Source organism: Amycolatopsis sp. Hca4 (assembly GCF_013364075.1).
In the GTDB taxonomy this organism is placed as follows: domain Bacteria; phylum Actinomycetota; class Actinomycetes; order Mycobacteriales; family Pseudonocardiaceae; genus Amycolatopsis.
Genome location: NZ_CP054925.1, coordinates 4,642,644 through 4,661,005, shown reverse-complemented (window position 1 = coordinate 4,661,005; position 18,362 = coordinate 4,642,644). Strand labels below are relative to the sequence as shown.

The window sequence follows — 18,362 nt, the reverse complement described above, 5'->3', positions numbered from 1 at the left end:
TCGACCATGGTGGAATTCCAAGCGGACACGTCGACATCGACCGAGGCGATCGCCGTCGTCGGGCTCTCCTGCCGGCTGCCGCAGGCGGAGAACCCCGCCCGGCTGTGGCAGCTGCTGCGCGAAGGCCGCAGCGCGATCGGCGCGCCGCCGGCGAACCGTCCCGGACTGCCCTCCCGGCCGGGCGGCTACCTCGAGGACGTCAGCGGGTTCGACGCGGCCTTCTTCGGCATCAGCCCGCGCGAGGCGTCGGCGATGGACCCGCAGCAGCGGCTGATGCTCGAGCTCGCCTGGGAAGCCTTGGAGGACGCCAGGATCGTCCCGGCTTCGCTGGCCGAAAGCCGGACCGGGGTCTTCGTCGGCGTCATCGCCGACGACTACGCCGCTCTGACGCACCAGCGGGGGATCGACGGCATCACCCGCCACACCCTGACCGGGCTCAACCGCGGGGTCGTCGCCAACCGGATCTCCTACACCCTTGGCCTGCACGGCCCCAGCGCGGCCGTGGACACCGGCCAGTCCTCCTCGCTGGTCGCGGTGCACCTGGCCGCCGAAAGCCTGCGCCGCGGCGAGTCCGACCTGGCCATCGCCGGCGGCGTGAACCTGAACCTCGTGCCGGACAGCACGATCGGCGCGGAGCGGTTCGGTGCGCTCTCGCCGGACGGCCTCAGCTTCACCTTCGACGCGCGGGCGAACGGTTACGTCCGCGGTGAGGGCGGCGGGTTCGTGGTGCTCAAGCCGCTGTCCGCCGCCGTGGCGGACGGCGACCCGGTCTACTGCGTGCTGCACGGCAGCGCGATGAACAACGACGGCACGACCGAGGGCCTCACCGTGCCGAGCCCGGCCGGCCAGCAGGACGTCCTGCGCCAGGCGTACGAGCGCGCCGGGGTGGCCGCGGACCGGGTGCAGTACGTCGAACTGCACGGCACGGGCACCAAGCTGGGCGACCCGATCGAGGCGTCGGCGCTGGGCGCGGTGCTCGGCGACGGCCGCGGGACCGGGGCCGAGCTGCGCGTCGGCTCGGTGAAGACCAACGTCGGGCATCTCGAAGGGGCGGCAGGCATCGTCGGCCTGCTGAAGGCGGCGCTCTGCCTCCACCACCGCGAACTGGTGCCCAGCCTGAACTTCGAGACCCCCAACCCGGACATCGCGTTCGACGAGTGGAAGCTCGCCGTCCAGCGGGACGCCGGGCCGTGGCCGCGGCCGGACGAGCCGCTCTACGCCGGGGTCAGCTCGTTCGGCATGGGCGGGACCAACTGCCACGTCGTGCTTTCCGGCTGGACGGCCGAGCCGGCGCCGCTGCCCGGTGCCGGGTCGGACCCGGGTGCGGTGCCGTGGGTGCTGTCGGGTCGTTCGGCCGAGGCCGTGGCCGGTCAGGCGCGGCGGCTGGTTTCGTTCCTGGAGGAGCGGCCGGAGCTGGATGTCACGGCGGTGGGCCGTGCGCTCGCGGTGTCCCGGGCCCGCTTCGACCACCGGGCGGTGATCGTGGGGGAGACCCGTGAGGAGCTGCTCGCGGGTGCTGGGGCGTTGGCCACGGGGCTCCCCGCCGCCGGTGTGGTGTCGGGTCGCGTGGCGGCCGGTTCGGTGGCGTTCCTGTTCTCCGGGCAGGGCAGCCAGCGGGTGGGCATGGGCCGTGAGCTGTACGCGGCGGAGCCGGTGTTCGCGGCGGCGTTCGACGAAGTCGTTGCGGCGCTTGACGTCCATCTGGATCGATCCCTCGCCGACGTGATCGAGGGCGAGCCGGAGCTGTTGGGACGGACGGAGTTCACGCAACCGGCGTTGTTCGCGATCGAGGTCGCGTTGTTCCGCCTGCTGGCCCACCACGGGGTGACCCCGGACTATCTCGTGGGGCATTCGGTGGGGGAGCTGGCGGCGGCTCACGTCGCTGGTGTGCTGTCCCTCGAGGACGCTGCGCGTCTGGTGTGCGCGCGGGCGCGGTTGATGGGTGCGGTGACCGCAGGCGGGGCGATGGTGGCCCTGAACGCGGGCGAAGAACGGGTTTCGGGGTGGCTGCGGCCGGGCGTGGACGTCGCCGGGTTCAACAGTCCGGGGAACACGGTGGTCTCGGGTGACGAGGCCGCGGTGCTCGAAGTCTTGGAGCTGGCTCGTGCGGAGGGTGTGAAGGCGACCCGGTTGAAGGTGAGTCATGCGTTCCACTCCGCGCACCTGGACGGGATGCTGGCGGAGCTGACCGAGGTCGCGCGGGGGCTGACCTATTCGCCGCCGCGGATTCCCGTGGTCTCGAACGTGACCGGTGAGGTGGTCGAGGAGTTCACGGCCGAATACTGGGCGGTGCAGGCCCGGTCGGTCGTGCGGTTCGCCGACGGGATCACCACGTTGGCCGGTCTTGGTGTGACGGCGTTCGTGGAGCTGGGTCCCGACGGGACGCTGGCGGGGCTGGCGGGCGAATGCCTGGCCGAGGGTGTCGTCGTGGTTCCGGTGCTGCGTAAGGATCGAGCCGAACAGCGGTCGTTCCTCGCTGCTCTCGGCGCGGTGCACACGCACGGCGTGGACGTGGACTGGACGGGGTTCCTGCCGGGCTCGGCTCTGGTGGACCTGCCCACGTACGCCTTCCAGCGCCGCCGTTACTGGTTGGACGGTGCGGCGGCCGAGCCGGAGCGGCCCGCGCCGCGCGGCGACCGGCTGGACCTGGTGCGGGCGCACGTGGCGGCCGTGCTGGGCCACGGCTCCGCCCAGGACGTCGACGTCGACACGACGTTCAAGGACCTCGGGTTCGACTCCCTCGCGGCGGTCGAACTCCGCAACGCGCTGACCGCGGCCACCGGGCTTCCGCTGCCCTCCGGCCTCCTCTTCAACTTCCCGACCCCGGCCATCCTCGCCGGTCACCTCGGCGGCCTGGACCAGGGCCGCGGGGACGAAACCCCCGAGGCCGCCGCCCCGGGTGAGCCGATCGCGATCGTGGGCATGGCCTGCCGGCTGCCCGGCGGGGTCGCCTCCCCGGACGACCTGTGGCGGCTGGTCGACGGCGAGGTCGACGCGGTCGGCGGCTTCCCGGCCAACCGCGGCTGGGACCTCGGCGCGCTCTTCGCCCCGGACAGCACCGGGACCACTTACACCACCCAGGGCGGGTTCCTGCACGACGCGGACCGGTTCGACGCCGGGTTCTTCGGCATCAGCCCGCGCGAGGCGGCGGCGATGGACCCGCAGCAGCGGCTGCTGCTGGAGACGGGCTGGGAGGCGTTCGAGCACGCGGGGATCGACCCGGCCGCGCTGCGCGGCACCCGCACCGGCGTGTACGTCGGCGCGACGGCACAGGAGTACGGGCCACGGCTGCACGAGTCGTCCGGCGGCCACGACGGCTACCTGCTGACCGGCACCTCCGCCAGCATCGCGTCGGGACGGCTGGCCTACACCTTCGGCCTGGAAGGCCCGGCGGTGACGGTCGACACCGCGTGTTCGTCGTCGCTGGTCGCGCTGCACCTGGCGGCCCAGGCGCTGCGGCAGGGTGAGTGCACGATGGCGCTGGCCGGTGGCGCGTCGGTGATGGCGACGCCCGGCATGTTCGTCGAGTTCGCCCGGCAGCGGGGGCTTTCGCCGGACGGGCGGTGCAAGGCGTTCTCGTCGTCGGCCGACGGCACCGGCTGGGCCGAGGGTGTCGGCGTGCTGGTCCTGGAACGGCTGTCGGACGCACAGCGCAACGGGCACCGGGTCCTGGCCGTGATCCGCGGCTCCGCGGTGAACCAGGACGGCGCGAGCAACGGGCTCACCGCCCCGAACGGCCCGTCGCAGGAGCGGGTCATCCGGACCGCGCTGGCGAACGCGCGGCTTTCGGCGTCCGATGTGGACGTCGTGGAGGCGCACGGCACGGGCACCCGCCTCGGCGACCCGATCGAGGCGGAGGCTTTGCTGGCCACCTACGGCCAGGACCGCGAGGAGCCGCTCCGGCTCGGGTCGCTGAAGTCGAACATCGGGCACACGCAGGCCGCGGCGGGCGTCGCCGGTGTGATCAAGATGGTGATGGCCCTGCGCCACGGTGTTCTCCCGGCGACGCTGCACGTGGCTGAGCCGACGTCGCACGTCGACTGGTCCGCGGGCAAGGTGGAGCTGCTGACGCGGGCGCAGGTGTGGCCCGAGCTGGACCGGCCGCGCCGGGCGGCCATCTCGTCGTTCGGCATCAGCGGGACCAACGCGCACCTCGTCGTCGAGCAGGTCGCCGAGACCGAAGCTCCGGTGACGGCGTCGACCGGTCCGGTGCCGTGGGTGCTGTCGGGCAAGTCGCGTGCCGCCCTGGCCGAGCAGGCGGCCCGGCTGGTGCCGTTCGTGGAGGCGCGGCCGGAGCTGGACGTCGTGGCCGTGGGCCGCTCACTGGCCGGGGCGCGGGCCCGGTTCGGCCACCGCGCGGTGCTCGTGGGGGAGACCCGCGAAGAACTCCTGGCCGGGCTGCGGACGCTGACGCCGGGCGTGGCCGTCTCGGCCGGTTCGGTGGCGTTCCTGTTCTCCGGGCAGGGCAGCCAGCGCGTCGGGATGGGCCGTGAGCTGTATGCGGGCGAACCGGTGTTCGCGGCGGCGTTCGACGAAGTCGTTGCGGCCCTTGACGTACATTTGGATCGTTCTCTCGCCGACGTCATCGGGGGTGAGCCGGAGCTGCTTCAGCGGACGGCGTTCACCCAGCCCGCGTTGTTCGCGATCGAGGTCGCGTTGTTCCGCCTGCTGGCCCACCACGGGGTGACCCCGGACTACCTGGTCGGGCATTCGGTCGGCGAGCTGGCGGCCGCCCACGTGGCGGGCGTGCTGTCCATCGAAGACGCGGCGCGCCTGGTGTGCGCGCGGGCCCGGCTGATGGACGCGGTGGCCGAGGGCGGCGCGATGGTGGCCTTGAACGCGGGCGAAGAACGGGTCGCCGGGTGGCTCGCCGGTCGGTCCGATGTGGACATTGCCGGAGTCAACAGCCCGGCGAGCACGGTGATCTCGGGTGACGAGGCCGCGGTGCTCGAGGTTCTGGAGCTGGCTCGTGCGGAGGGTGTGAAGGCGACTCGGCTGAAGGTGAGTCACGCGTTCCATTCCGCGCATCTGGACGGGATGCTGGCGGAGTTGACCGAGGTGGCGCGGGAGCTGACGTATTCGGCTCCGCGGATTCCCGTGGTGTCGAACGTGACCGGTGAGGTGGTCGAGGAGTTCACGGCGGAGTACTGGGCGGTGCAGGCCCGGTCGGCCGTCCGGTTCGCCGACGGCATCACCACGTTGGCCGGTCTCGGCGTGACGGCCTTCATCGAGCTGGGCCCCGACGGGACGCTGGCGGGTCTGGCGAGTGAATGTCTGGCCGAGGGTGTCGTCGTGGTTCCGGTGCTGCGCAAGGGCCGTAGCGAGAAGCGGTCCCTCCTCACCGCCTTGGGCGCGGTGCACGCGCACGGCGTGGACGTGGACTGGACGGGGTTCCTGCCCGGGGCCGGTGTGGTGGACCTGCCCACCTACGCGTTCCAGCGTGAGCGCTACTGGCTGACCGCCCCGCGGTCGGGTGACGCGAGCAGCCTGGGCCTGACGGCGGTGGACCACCCGCTGCTGGCCGCGGTGATCGCGGAGCCGGACGGCGCCGGGGTCCAGTTCTCCGGGTCGCTGTCGCTGACGGCGCACCCCTGGCTGGCCGACCACGCGATCGGCGGGACGATCCTGGTCCCGGGCACCCTGTTCCTCGAACTGGCCGGACAGGCGACCGAACAGCTCGGCTGCGCCGCCGTCGAAGAGCTCACCCTCCAGACTCCGCTCAGCCTGGCCGGCACCGGCACCGTCTCGCTCCGGCTGACCGTCGACCCGGCCGGCCCGGGCGGCGACCGCCGGTTCACGGTGTACTCGAGCACCGGCGGCGAGCAGTGGACCGCCCACGCGGCCGGCCTGCTCACGGCCGCCGCCCCCGCACCCGGGGTGTCCCTGGACCAGTGGCCACCGGCCGGCGGCGTCGCCATCCCGCTCGAGGGCGTCTACGACCGCCTCGACGACCTCGGCTACAACTACGGGCCGGCCTTCTCCGGGCTCCGCGCGGCCTGGCGGGCCGGTGACGACCTCTTCGCCGAGGTCGTGCTGCCCGGCAGGCTGCACGACGAAGCCGGCCGGTTCGGTGTGCACCCCGCACTGCTCGACGCCGCCCTGCACCCGTTGGTCCTGGTCCTCGAAGGGGCGCAGGACGACCGCACGATCCGCCTGCCGTTCTCGTTCACCGGCTTCGCCGTGCACGCGGTCGGTGCCACCGTGCTCCGCGTCCGCTGGACCCACACGGGCCAGGACACCGCGCGCCTGGTCGTCGCGGACGGCGCCGGTGCACCGGTGGCGACGATCGACGCCGTCGCCCTGCTGCCGATCAGCCGTGACCAGCTCGCCCCGGCCGGCCCGGCCACGGAGTCCCTGTACCGGGTGGCGTGGGAGGCCGTGCCCGCGGCCGAGCCCGTCGGCGAGCAGCAGTGGGTCCGCTCGGGCGAGGCACCGCACACCGATCTCGACGCGCTGCGCGCCGCCGTCGACGCGGGCCGTCCGGCACCGGAGTTCGTCGTCATCGACGGCCACGAACTGGCGGCCGGTGCTGCGCCCGATGTGCTGCCGCAGACCCACACGACGGCGGCACGCGGCCTGGCAGCCGTGCAGGAGTGGCTGACCGCCCCGCAGTTCGCCGGGAGCCGCCTGGTCGTCACGCTGCCGGACGGCGCGCTGCCCACCGCGGCGCTCGCCGGACTGATCCGCACGGCCCAGTCCGAGCACCCGGGCCGGCTGGTCCTGGCGCACCTGGACGAAACCGGCGCGGCGGCGCTCCCGGCGGTGCTGGCGTCGGGCGAGCCCGAGGTCGCGGTGCGCGGCGGCGAGCTGTTCGTGCCGAGGCTGGCGCGGGCGACGGCCTCGGCGGCCGAGTTCGCGGGCCTGGCCCCCGAGGGCACCGTCCTGGTGACCGGTGGCCTGGGCACGCTGGGCCGGCTGGTGGCCCGGCGCCTGGTCGAACGGCACGGTGCGCGGCACCTGCTGCTGGTGAGCCGCCGCGGCGCCGAGACGCCGGGTGCCGCGGAGTTCGTGGCGGAGCTGGCGGAACTGGGTGCGCGGGCTTCGGTGGCCGCGTGCGACGTGGCGGATGCCGCCGCACTGGCCGCTTTGCTGGCCGGGGTCCCGGCCGAGCACCCGCTGACCGCCGTGGTGCACACGGCGGGCGTGCTGGCCGACGCGACCATCGGCTCGTTGACGGCGGACCACCTGGAGCAGGTGCTGCGGCCCAAGGTGGACGCGGCGTGGAACCTGCACCGGCTCACGCGTGAAAGCACCTTGTCCGCCTTCGTCGTCTTCTCGTCCATCGCGGGGCTCGTGGGCAACGCCGGTCAAGCGAACTACGCGGCCGCCAACACCTTCCTGGACGCCCTCGCGCAGCACCGCCGGGCGCAGGACCTGCCGGCCACCTCGCTCGCCTGGGGCCTGTGGGACAGCACCGAAGGCATGGCGGGCAGCCTGGGCGACGCGGACGTCGCCCGGTGGCAGCGGAGCGGGATTCGCCCGCTGGGCCCGGAAGCGGGCATGGCACTGTTCGATGCCGCCCTGGGTTCGCCGGAGCCGCTGCTGGTCCCGGCCGAGCTGGACCTGGGCGCGCTGCGCACCCTGGCCGAGGGGGCCGGCCTGCCCGGCCTGTACTCCGGTCTGGTCCGGGCGCGACGGCGGACGGCGGCCGGTGCCGTCGCCGCCACCGGCTCGTCCTGGCCGCAGCGGATGGCCGCCGCGGACGACCGGGCGCAGGCCGTGCTCGACACCGTCCGCGAGACCGTCGCCCTCGTGCTCGGGCACGGCGCCGCGGTCGACGTCGACCCGGGCCGGGCGTTCAAGGACGCCGGCTTCGACTCGCTGACCGGCGTCGAGTTCCGCAACCGGCTCGGTGAAACCACGGGGCTGCGGCTGCCCGCCACCTTGGTGTTCGACTGCCCGTCGCCGGCCGCCGTGGCGGACTTCCTGCTGGAGCAGCTCGGCGGCGCCGGACCGGCAGGCGTCCCGGTGGTGGCCGCCCACGACGCGGTGGCGGACGAGCCGATCGCCGTGGTCGGCATGGGCTGCCGGTACCCGGGCGGGGCCGGTTCGCCGGAGGAGCTGTGGCGGCTGGTGGCCGAGGGCCGGGACGCGACCGGCGAGTTCCCCGGCGACCGCGGCTGGGACGTCGACGGGCTCTTCGACCCGGACCCCGACAAGACCGGCAAGTCGTCCACCCGCCGCGGCGGTTTCCTCTACGACGCCGCGGACTTCGACGCGGAGTTCTTCGGGCTGAGCCCGCGTGAGGCGGTGGCGACGGACCCGCAGCAGCGCGTGCTGCTGGAGGTCGCGTGGGAGGCGCTGGAGCGGGGTGGCATCGACCCGGCTTCGCTGCGCGGCTCTGCGACCGGCGTGTACGCGGGCGTGATGTACAACGACTACGGCTCGCGGCTGGGCAGTGCGCCCGAGGGCTTCGAGGGGCACCTGCTGACCGGCACGATCTCGAGCGTCCTCTCGGGCCGGGTGGCCTACACCTTCGGCCTCGAAGGCCCGGCGGTCACGCTGGACACGGCGTGCTCGTCGTCGCTGGTCGCGGTGCACCTGGCGGCCCAGGCCCTGCGCCGCGGCGAGTGCTCGATGGCGCTCGCCGGCGGCGTGACGGTGATGTCGACGCCGAACACGTTCATCGAATTCTCCCGCCAGCGCGGGCTGTCGCCGGACGGGCGGTGCAAGGCGTTCTCGTCGTCGGCGGACGGCACGGGCTGGGCCGAGGGCGCGGGCGTGCTGGTGCTGGAGCGGTTGTCGGACGCGCAGCGCAACGGACACCACGTCCTGGGCGTGATCCGCGGTTCGGCGGTTAACCAGGACGGGGCGAGCAACGGCCTCACCGCCCCGAACGGCCCGGCGCAGCAGCGGGTGATCCGGCAGGCGCTCGCCAACGCGGGCCTGGCGGCGTCCGAAGTGGACGCCGTGGAAGCGCACGGCACGGGCACCCGGCTGGGCGACCCGATCGAGGCGCAGGCCCTGCTGGCCACCTACGGCCGGGAGCGGTCCGGCGAGCAGCCGCTGTGGCTCGGCTCGATCAAGTCGAACATCGGCCACACGCAGGCCGCGGCCGGCGTCGCGGGCATCATCAAGATGCTGATGGCGATGCGCCACGGCGAGCTGCCGGCCACCCTGCACGTGGCCGAGCCGTCCCCCGAGGTCGACTGGTCGGCGGGCACGGTGCAGCTGCTGACGCAGGCTCGGGAGTGGCCCGAGCGGGACCGTCCTCGCCGCGCGTCGGTCTCTTCGTTCGGGATCAGCGGCACGAACGCGCACGTGGTCCTGGAACAGGGGCCGGAGTTCGCGGCCGGGACGCCGGACGCGGCGGGGCTTCCGGTGGTCGTGTCCGCCCGGAGCGAGGCGGCGCTGGCGGCCAGGGCCGAGCAGATCCGCGGCCTCCTGGCTTCCCCGGACGTGACGCCGGCGGCGGTCGCTTCGACGCTGGCGACGCGCGTCCCGCACCTCCCGGTCCGGGCGGCCGTTTCGGGTGCCGACCGCGACGAGCTGCTGGCGGGTCTCGAGGCGCTGGCCTCCGGGCGGTCCGCGCCGAACCTGGTGCAGGGCACGGCTTCCGGTGCGGGCAAGACGGTGTTCGTCTTCCCCGGCCAGGGTTCGCAGTGGCCGGGGATGGCGCTGGAGCTGGTCGATGCCGCCCCGGTGTTCGCCTCGCGGCTGGCGGAGTGCGCCCAGGCGCTGGCGCCCCACACCGACTGGTCGCTGCTGGACGTCCTGCGCGGTGTGGCCGGTGCGCCCGGTCTCGACCGGGTGGACGTCGTGCAGCCCGCGTTGTGGGCCGTGATGGTGTCGCTGGCGGCGTTGTGGCGCTCGATGGGCATCGAGCCGGACGCGGTGGCCGGTCACTCGCAGGGCGAGATCGCGGCGGCCGTGGTCGCCGGGGTGCTGTCGCTCGAGGACGCGGCGAAGCTCGTCGCGCTGCGCAGCCGGGCGATCGTGCGGCTGGTCGGCACGGGCGGGATGGTGTCGGTGGCGCTGCCGGCGGGCGAGGTGCGCGAGCTCATCGCCCGCTGGGACGGCGCGATCGACATCGCCGCGCACAACGGCCCGGCGAGCACGGTCGTCTCCGGGGACCCGGAGGCGCTGGCCGAGCTCGTCGCGCACAGCAAGGCCCACGGCACCCGGGCCCGCGCGATCCCGGTCGACTACGCCTCCCACTCGGCCCACGTCGACGTGCTGGAAGCCGAGCTGCGGGAGCTGGTGGCCGACGTCTCGCCGCGTCCCGGCACCGTCGAGTTCTTCTCCACCGTCACCGGGCAGCCGCTGGACGGCGCCGAGCTCGACGCCGGGTACTGGTTCCGCAACCTCCGGCAGACCGTCCGGCTGGAAGAGGCCACCCGGGCGCTGCTCGGCGCCGGGTACCGGGTGTTCGTCGAGGTCAGTGCCCACCCGGTGCTCACCTCGGCCCTCGCCGACACCGCCGACGCGGCCGGAGTGGGCGACGCCGTCGTCGTCGGTTCGCTGCGCCGCGACGAGGGTGGCCGGGGCCGGTTCCTGGCTTCGGTCGCCGAGGCGCACGTCGCCGGCGTGGCGGTCGACTGGGCGGCGGTGACCGGCGGCCCCGCCGTCCCGGTCGACCTGCCGACGTACCCCTTCCAGCGGCAGCGCCACTGGCTCGACGGCCCGCCGCTCGCCGGGGACGCGGGCGGCCTCGGGCTGACCGCCGAAAGCCACCCGCTCATCGGTGCTGTGCTCCGGACGGCCGACGAGGACAAGATCGTCCTCAGTGGACGGATCGCCGCGGCCGCGCAGCCGTGGCTGGCCGACCACGCCGTCGCGGGCACGGTGCTGCTGCCGGCGAGTGCCTTCGTCGACCTCGCCGTCCGCGCGGGCGACCACACCGGGCTCGACCGGCTCGACGAGCTGATGCTGCAGGCCCCGCTGGTCCTCGCGGGCCGCGGCGGGGTGCAGCTGCAGGTCGTCGTCGACGCACCGGACGAGGAGGGCAGGCGTGCCCTGTCGATCCACTCCCGGCCGGAGCCGGAGAACGCCGACGCGCCGCCCGGCCCGTGGGTGCTGCACGCCACCGGAACGCTCTGCCGCGCGCAGGCGGGTACCGAGCTGCCGGACGCGACGGCCTGGCCGCCCGCCGGTGCCGAACCGGTCGACCTGTCGGCAGGCTACGAAACGCTGGCCGAGCGGGGCTTCCAGTACGGCCCTGCCTTCCAGGGGCTGCGCGCGCTGTGGCGGGACGGCGACGAGATGTTCGCCGAAGTCGCCCTGCCGGAGGACGTCGCACCGGGCGAGTTCGGCATCCACCCCGCGTTGCTCGACGCCGCGCTGCACCCGTTGGCGCTGGCCGGAAACGGCAGGCTGGTGCTGCCGTTCGCGTGGACCGGCGTCCGGCTCCACGCGGCGCACGCCACCGCGCTGCGGGTGCGGCTCACCCCGGACGGCTCGGGCACCAGGCTCTCCCTCGCCGACCCCACCGGTGCCCCGATCGCCACGGTGGAATCGCTCAACCTGCGGCCGGTCGACCCGGCGCAGCTGACCGGCCGGACCACCCCGGAGCCCCCGCTGCTCGAAGTGGCGTGGACGGCCGCCCCGGACGGCCCGGCGAGTACCCGGTGGGCGGTGCTCGGCCACGGCCGGCCGGCCCCCGCGGGGACCTACGCGGCCCTGCCGGACATCGTCGACGTGCCGCCGTTCGTCGTGGTGCCCGTCGACGCGGCGGACGGTCCTCGTGCCGTGGCCCACCGCGCCCTGCGGCTGGCGCAGGACTGGCTGGCCGAGGAGCGGTTCGAAGGCTCACGGCTGGTCTTCCTGACCCGGGACGCGACCACCGCCCGCACGGAGACCGGTCTCGCCTCGGCGCCCGTCTGGGGGCTGGTGCGGACCGCGATGGCCGAGAACCCCGGCCGGTTCGGCCTGGTGGACGTGGCGGACCGCGAGCTCACCGAGGCCGAGCTGGGCCGCGCCCTCGCGGTCCCGGACGCCCAGGTGAGCTTCCGGGACGGCACGCTGTTCGTCCCCAGGTTGGTCAAGGCGCCGGCGGCGGGTGCGGCCACGCCGGCCCTCGACCCCGAGGGCACCGTGCTCATCACCGGCGCGACCGGCACCCTGGGCCGGCTGTTCGCCCGCCACCTCGTCGCCGAACACGGCGTGCGGCACCTGCTGCTGGTCAGCCGCCGCGGGCGGGAGGCCCCGGGCACGCTGGAACTGGAAGCCGAGCTCATCGCCCACGGGGCCGGGGTTTCGGTGGCCGCCTGCGACACGGCCGACCGCGCCGCGCTCGCCGCGGTACTGGCGGACGTCCCCGCCGAGCACCCGCTCACCGCGGTGCTCCACACCGCGGGCGTGCTCGACGACGGCACGCTGCCGGCGCTCACGCCCGGGCAGCTGGACGCGGTGCTGCGGCCCAAGGTCGACGCCGCCCGGCACCTGCACGAGCTCACCGCCGGCCTCGACCTGGCCGCGTTCGTCCTGTTCTCCTCGCTGGCCGGCACGGTCGGCACCGCGGGACAGGCCAACTACGCGGCGGCCAACACCTACCTCGACGCCCTCGCCGTGCACCGCCGGGCGCTGGGCCTGCCGGGGACGTCGCTCGCCTGGGGCCTGTGGGCGGACGACAGCGGGATGACCGCCCACCTGACCGACGCCGACCTGGCCCGGCTGGCCCGGAGCGGGATCGCCGCGATCGGCAGCGAGCAGGGGACGGCGTTGTTCGACGCCGCTCTGGCGACCGGGCGGCCGGTGCTCGTCCCGGCCCCGCTGGACCACACCGCCCTGCGGCGGCAGCGCGACGAGGGCACGCTGCCCGCGCTCTTCTCCGGGCTGGTGCCCCCGGCCCGCCGGTCGGCCGCCGGGGAGCGGGCCGCGGAAAGCCCGCTGCCGGAGCGGCTGGCCGTCCTATCCCGCCCGGAGCAGGACCGCGTCCTGCTGGAGCTGGTCCGGGACGCGGTGGCCTCGGTGCTGGGGTACACCGGCGGGGCCGAGGTGTCCCCGGACCGTGCGTTCAACGACCTCGGCTTCGACTCGCTCAAGTCGGTGGAACTGCGCAACCGGCTGAACGCGGTGTCCGGGCTGAAGCTGCCCGCGACGGTCGTGTTCGACCACCCGTCCACGGCCGAGCTGGCCGCCTTCCTGCGGACCGGGCTCCTCGGGGCCGCCCCCGCGGCGGCGGTCGCGGAACCGGTCGCCGCCGCGGCGGACGAGCCGATCGCGATCGTGGCGATGGCCTGCCGCTACCCGGGCGGGGTCAGCTCGCCGGAAGAGCTGTGGGCGCTGCTGTCCGAAGAGCGGGACGCCATCGGGCCGTTCCCCGCCGACCGCGGCTGGGACCTGGACAACCTGTACGACGAGGACCCGGACCACGCCGGCACCTCCTACACCCGGCACGGCGGATTCCTCGACGGGGCAACGCGGTTCGACCCCGAGTTCTTCGGGGTGAGCGCCCGCGAAGCCACCGCCGTCGACCCGCAGCAGCGGCTGCTGCTGGAGATCTGCTGGGAGGCGTTCGAGCGCGCGGGCATCGACCCGGCCTCGCTCAAGGGCAGCGACACCGGGGTGTTCGCCGGCGTGATGGCGAACGACTACGCGGGACGGCTGCAGGACGCCCCCGAGGCCATGGAGGGCTACCTCTCGGTCGGCAGCACGGTCAGCGTCGCCTCCGGCCGGGTCGCCTACACCTTCGGCCTGCAGGGGCCGGCGATCACCGTCGACACCGCCTGCTCCTCCTCGCTGGTCTCGATGCACCTCGCCGCGCAGGCACTCCGCAACGGCGAATGCCGGCTGGCATTGGCCGGCGGCGTGACCGTCCTGGCCACGCCGCGGATGTTCGTCGAGTTCAGCAGGCAGCGCGGGCTGGCCCCGGACGGCCGGTGCAAGCCCTTCGCCGGCCGGGCGGACGGGACCGCCTGGGCCGAAGGTGCCGGAATCCTGCTGCTGGAAAAGCTTTCCGACGCCCGGCGTCACGGCCGCCGGATCCTCGGCGTGCTCCGCGGCACTGCGGTCAACCAGGACGGCGCGAGCAACGGCCTCACCGCGCCCAACGGCCCCTCGCAGGAGCGGGTGATCCGGCAGGCGCTGACCAACGCGGGCCTGACCGCCGCGGACGTCGACGCGCTCGAAGCCCACGGCACCGGCACCACCCTCGGCGACCCGATCGAGGCCCAGGCGGTGCTCGCCACCTACGGCCGGGAGCGCCCGTCGGCTTTCCTGATGGGCTCGCTGAAGTCGAACATCGGGCACTCCCAGGCGGCGGCCGGGGTGGCCGGCGTGATCAAGATGGTCATGGCGATGCGGCACGGGGTCGTGCCGAAGAGCCTGCACATCGACGAGCCCAGCCCGCACGTGGACTGGTCCGCCGGTCAGGTCGAGCTGCTCACCGCGGCGACGCCGTGGCCGGAGTCCGGGCGGCCGCGCCGGGCGGGTGTCTCCTCCTTCGGCATCAGCGGCACCAACGCCCACGTCATCGTCGAGCAGCCACCGGCCGCCGAGCCGGTGCCGCCGTCCCGGCCGATGCCGGTCGTGCCGCTGGTCCTGTCCGCGCACACCGAAGCGGCCCTGCCGGCGCAGGCCGAGCGGATCGGCGCGGCCCTCGCCGGGGCCACGCCGGAGGATCTGGCCGCGGCGGGCCGGACCCTGGCCACCGGGCGCGCCGCCCTGCCGCACCGCGCGGTGGTCGTGGCGGCCACCGCCCCGGACGCCGTCCGGGACCTCGCGGCCCCGGGCGTGCGGGGCACGCCGGTGGCCGGCCGGACCGCGTTCCTCTTCACCGGCCAGGGCAGTCAGCGGCTCGGCATGGGCCGGGAGCTGTCCGCCGCCTACCCGGCGTACGCCGAAGCCCTGGACGCCGTCTGCGCCGAGCTCGACCAGTGGCTGGAGCGGCCGCTGCTCGACGTCCTGTGGGGCGCGGACGCCGAGCTGCTGAACCGGACCGATTTCGCCCAGGCCGCGTTGTTCGCCACCGAGGTGGCGCTCTACCGGCTCCTCGAAAGCTGGGGGCTCCGGCCGGACTTCCTCGCCGGGCACTCCATCGGCGAGCTGGCCGCCGCGCACGTCGCCGGCGTCCTTTCCGCGGCGGACGCGGCGAAGCTGGTCGCGGCCCGCGGCCGGCTGATGCAGGCCCTGCCCGGCGGCGGCACGATGCTCGCCGTCGAGGCCGGCGAGGAGGAGGTGCTGGCCCTGCTCGACGGGCGGGAGGGCCGGCTGGACATCGCCGCCGTCAACGGCCCTGCGTCCGTGGTGCTCTCGGGCGACACGGCCGCCGTCGAAGCGGCCGGCGCGGAGCTCACCGCGCGGGGGCGGCGCACGAAGCGGCTGCGCGTCAGCCACGCGTTCCACTCCCCGCACATGGACGCGATGCTGGACGACTTCCACGCGGTGGTGAAGGAGTTCGCCCTCGCCCCGCCCGCCATCCCGATCGTGTCGGCACTGACCGGGAAGCCGGCCGCCGAGGAACTGACCACGGTGGAGTACTGGGTCCGCCACGTCCGGGAGCCGGTGCGCTTCCTGGACGCCGCCCGTTCGCTCGAGGCCGAAGGCGTCCGGACGTTCCTGGAGCTCGGCCCGGACGGCGTGCTCAGCGCGCTGGGGCAGGACTTCCTCGACGCGACCGCGCTGCTGGTCCCGGTGCTGCGCGACGGGCGTCCCGAACCGCACACCGCGGTCACCGCACTGGCCACCGCCCACGTCCGGGGTGTCCCGGTGGACTGGCCCGGCTTCTTCGGTGCGGACGGCCCGGGCGCGGACCTGCCGACGTACCCGTTCCAGCGACGGCACTTCTGGCTCACCGACGGCTCCGGCGGCGGCGACGTCACCTCGGCCGGCCTGGACTCCGCGCGGCACCCGCTGCTCGGCGCCGGAGTTCCGCTCGCGGACTCCGACGGCGTCCTGTTCACCGGCCGGGTCTCGGCCCGCAGCCACCCGTGGTTCGCCGACCACGTCGTCGCCGGCACCCTGCTCCTGCCGGGAACCGCACTGGTGGAGCTCGCCCTGCACGCGGGCGCCGCGGCCGGCTGCGCCCGGCTGGAGGAGCTGGTCCTGCAGGAACCCCTGGTGCTGCCCGCAACCGGGGCACTCCAGCTGCAGATCACCGTGGGCAGCCCCGACGACGGCGGCCGCCGTCCGGTGGCCGTCCACTCCCGGGGCGACCGGGACGGCGACGGCTGGAACCGGCACGCCACCGGAAGCGTGGTGCCCGGTCTCCCCGTCGGCCCGGACCCGGAGCTCGGGTCGTGGCCGCCGTCCGGGGCCGAACCGCAGCCGGTCGACGACCTCTACGACCGCCTCGCCGACCGCGGCTACACGTACGGCCCGGCGTTCCAGGGCCTCCAGGCGGCCTGGCGATCGGGTGGCGACTTCTACGCCGAGGTAAGGGCTTCCGTCGAGACCGCCGGGTTCGTCCTGCACCCGGCGCTGTTCGACGCCTCGCTGCACGCGCTGCTCCTGGAGGACCAGCCGGAGGTCCGGCTGCCCTTCGCCTTCTCCGGGGTACAGCTGTCCGGAAGCCCGGCGGACTCCCTGCGGGTGAAGCTTTCGGCCGGTCCGGACGGTGCCGTCTCGGTGCACATCGCCGACGAGACGGGAACGCCGGTCGCCACCGTCGAGTCGCTCGCGCTGCGCGCCCTGCCGGCCGGCCCCACCGCTCCGTCGGTGTACGCGGTGGAGCGCACCGCGGTGGACCTCCCCGCCGCGGGAGCCACGACGATCGCGGTGCTGGGCTCGGACGACCTGGGCCTCGGCGCCGAGTGCCACCCCGACCTCGCCGCCCTGACGGCGGGGGCGGCCGTGCCCGACGTGGTCGTGCTGCCGGTCCGGCCGTCGACCCCGCAGGAGACGGGCCAGGTCACCGGCGAAGTGCTGGCGGTGGTGCGGCAGTGGCTCGCCACCGAGGCACTGTCCGGGTCGCGGCTGGCCGTGCTCGGCACCGGGGAACTGGGGCACAGCGCGCTGTCCGGGCTGATCCGGACGGCCGCGTCGGAACACCCGGGCCGGTTCCAGCACGTGCTCGCCGACGGCCCGCTCGCGGGTGACGCGCTGCGGGCGGCCCTGGCGGATCCCCGGCCCCAGCTCGAACTGCGCGGGGGCCAGGCCTGGGTGACCCGGCTGGCCAAGGTGCCCGCCGAAGGCTCCGGCACCCGGTTCGACCCGGACCACACGGTGCTGGTCACCGGCGGCACGGGCGCGCTCGGCGGCCTGGTCGCCCGGCACCTGGTGACCGGCCACGGCGCCCGCCGGTTGCTGCTGACCAGCCGCCGCGGCGGCGCGGAGGACCTGGTCGCCGAACTGACGGCGCTGGGCGCCGAGGTGCGGGTCGCGGCCTGCGACGTGGCCGACCGGGCCGCGCTGGCCGGGCTGCTCGCTTCGGTCCCGGCCGAGCACCCGCTCACCGCGGTGGTGCACGCGGCCGGCGTCGTCGAAGACTCCACTGTGGAGGGTCTGAGCCAGGAGAGCCTCGCCCGCGTCCTGCGGCCGAAGGTCGACGCGGCCTGGCACCTGCACGAGCTGACCGCCGGGCTGGATCTGACCGCGTTCGTGCTCTTCTCCTCGGTGGCCGGGCTGGTGGGCAACGCCGGGCAGGCCGGTTACGCCGCGGGCAACACCTTCCTGGACGCACTGGCCGAGCACCGCCGCGGCGCGGGCCTGCCCGCGGTGTCCCTGGCGTGGGGCATGTGGGAGGCCGGGATGGCGGCGGCCCTCGGGGACGCCGACCGGGCCCGGCTGCTGCGGGGCGGCGTGCTGCCGATGCCCGACGAGCAGGCCCTCGCGGCGCTGGACCTGGCCATGGCCGCCAACCCGGGTGCCCGGCCGGTGCTCGCGCCGGTGGCCCTCGACCTCGCCGCGCTGCGGGCCCTCGGGGACGCGCTGCCCGAGCTGTTCCGCGGCCTGGTGCGGAGCGGACAGCGGACCGCCCGGCCGGCCGTCGCGGCGGAACTCCCGCTGGCCCAGCGGCTGGCGGGCCTGGCGGAGGCGGAGCAGGACGCCCTGCTGCTGTCGTTCGTGCAGGAGCAGGTCGGGCTGGTGCTGGCCCACCCGGCGCCGCGGACGATCGACGTCCGGCGCGGCCTGCTGGACCTGGGCCTCGACTCGCTCACCGCGGTCGAGCTCCGCAACCGGCTCACCGCGGCCACCGAGCTGCGGCTGCCCAGCACGCTCGTGTTCGACCACCCGACCACCGAGGCGCTGGCCGCGTACCTCCGGAGCCGGCTGGCCGGCGAGAAGCCGGACCCCGTCCGGCACGCACTGGACGCGCTGGAAGCCGTGCTCGCCGGCCCGGACACCCCCGACGCGGAAACGGTCGCCGCGCGGCTGCGCGGGCTGCTCCGGACGGTGGACGGCGGGCCCACCGCCGTGGCCCTCGAGCTGGAAACCGACGACGACCTCTTCGCGGTACTCGACAACGAACTCGGCAGGTAGGC

1 protein-coding gene is annotated in these 18,362 nt (G+C 75.0%); it reads left to right on the top strand.

The features are described 5' to 3' along the window. Window positions 1–6: 6 nt before the first annotated feature. Complete coding sequence (locus HUT10_RS20225; RefSeq protein ID WP_176172656.1) at window positions 7–18,360, top strand: type I polyketide synthase; 18,354 nt, start codon at window positions 7–9, stop codon at window positions 18,358–18,360. The last annotated feature ends 2 nt before the right edge of the window (window positions 18,361–18,362 follow it).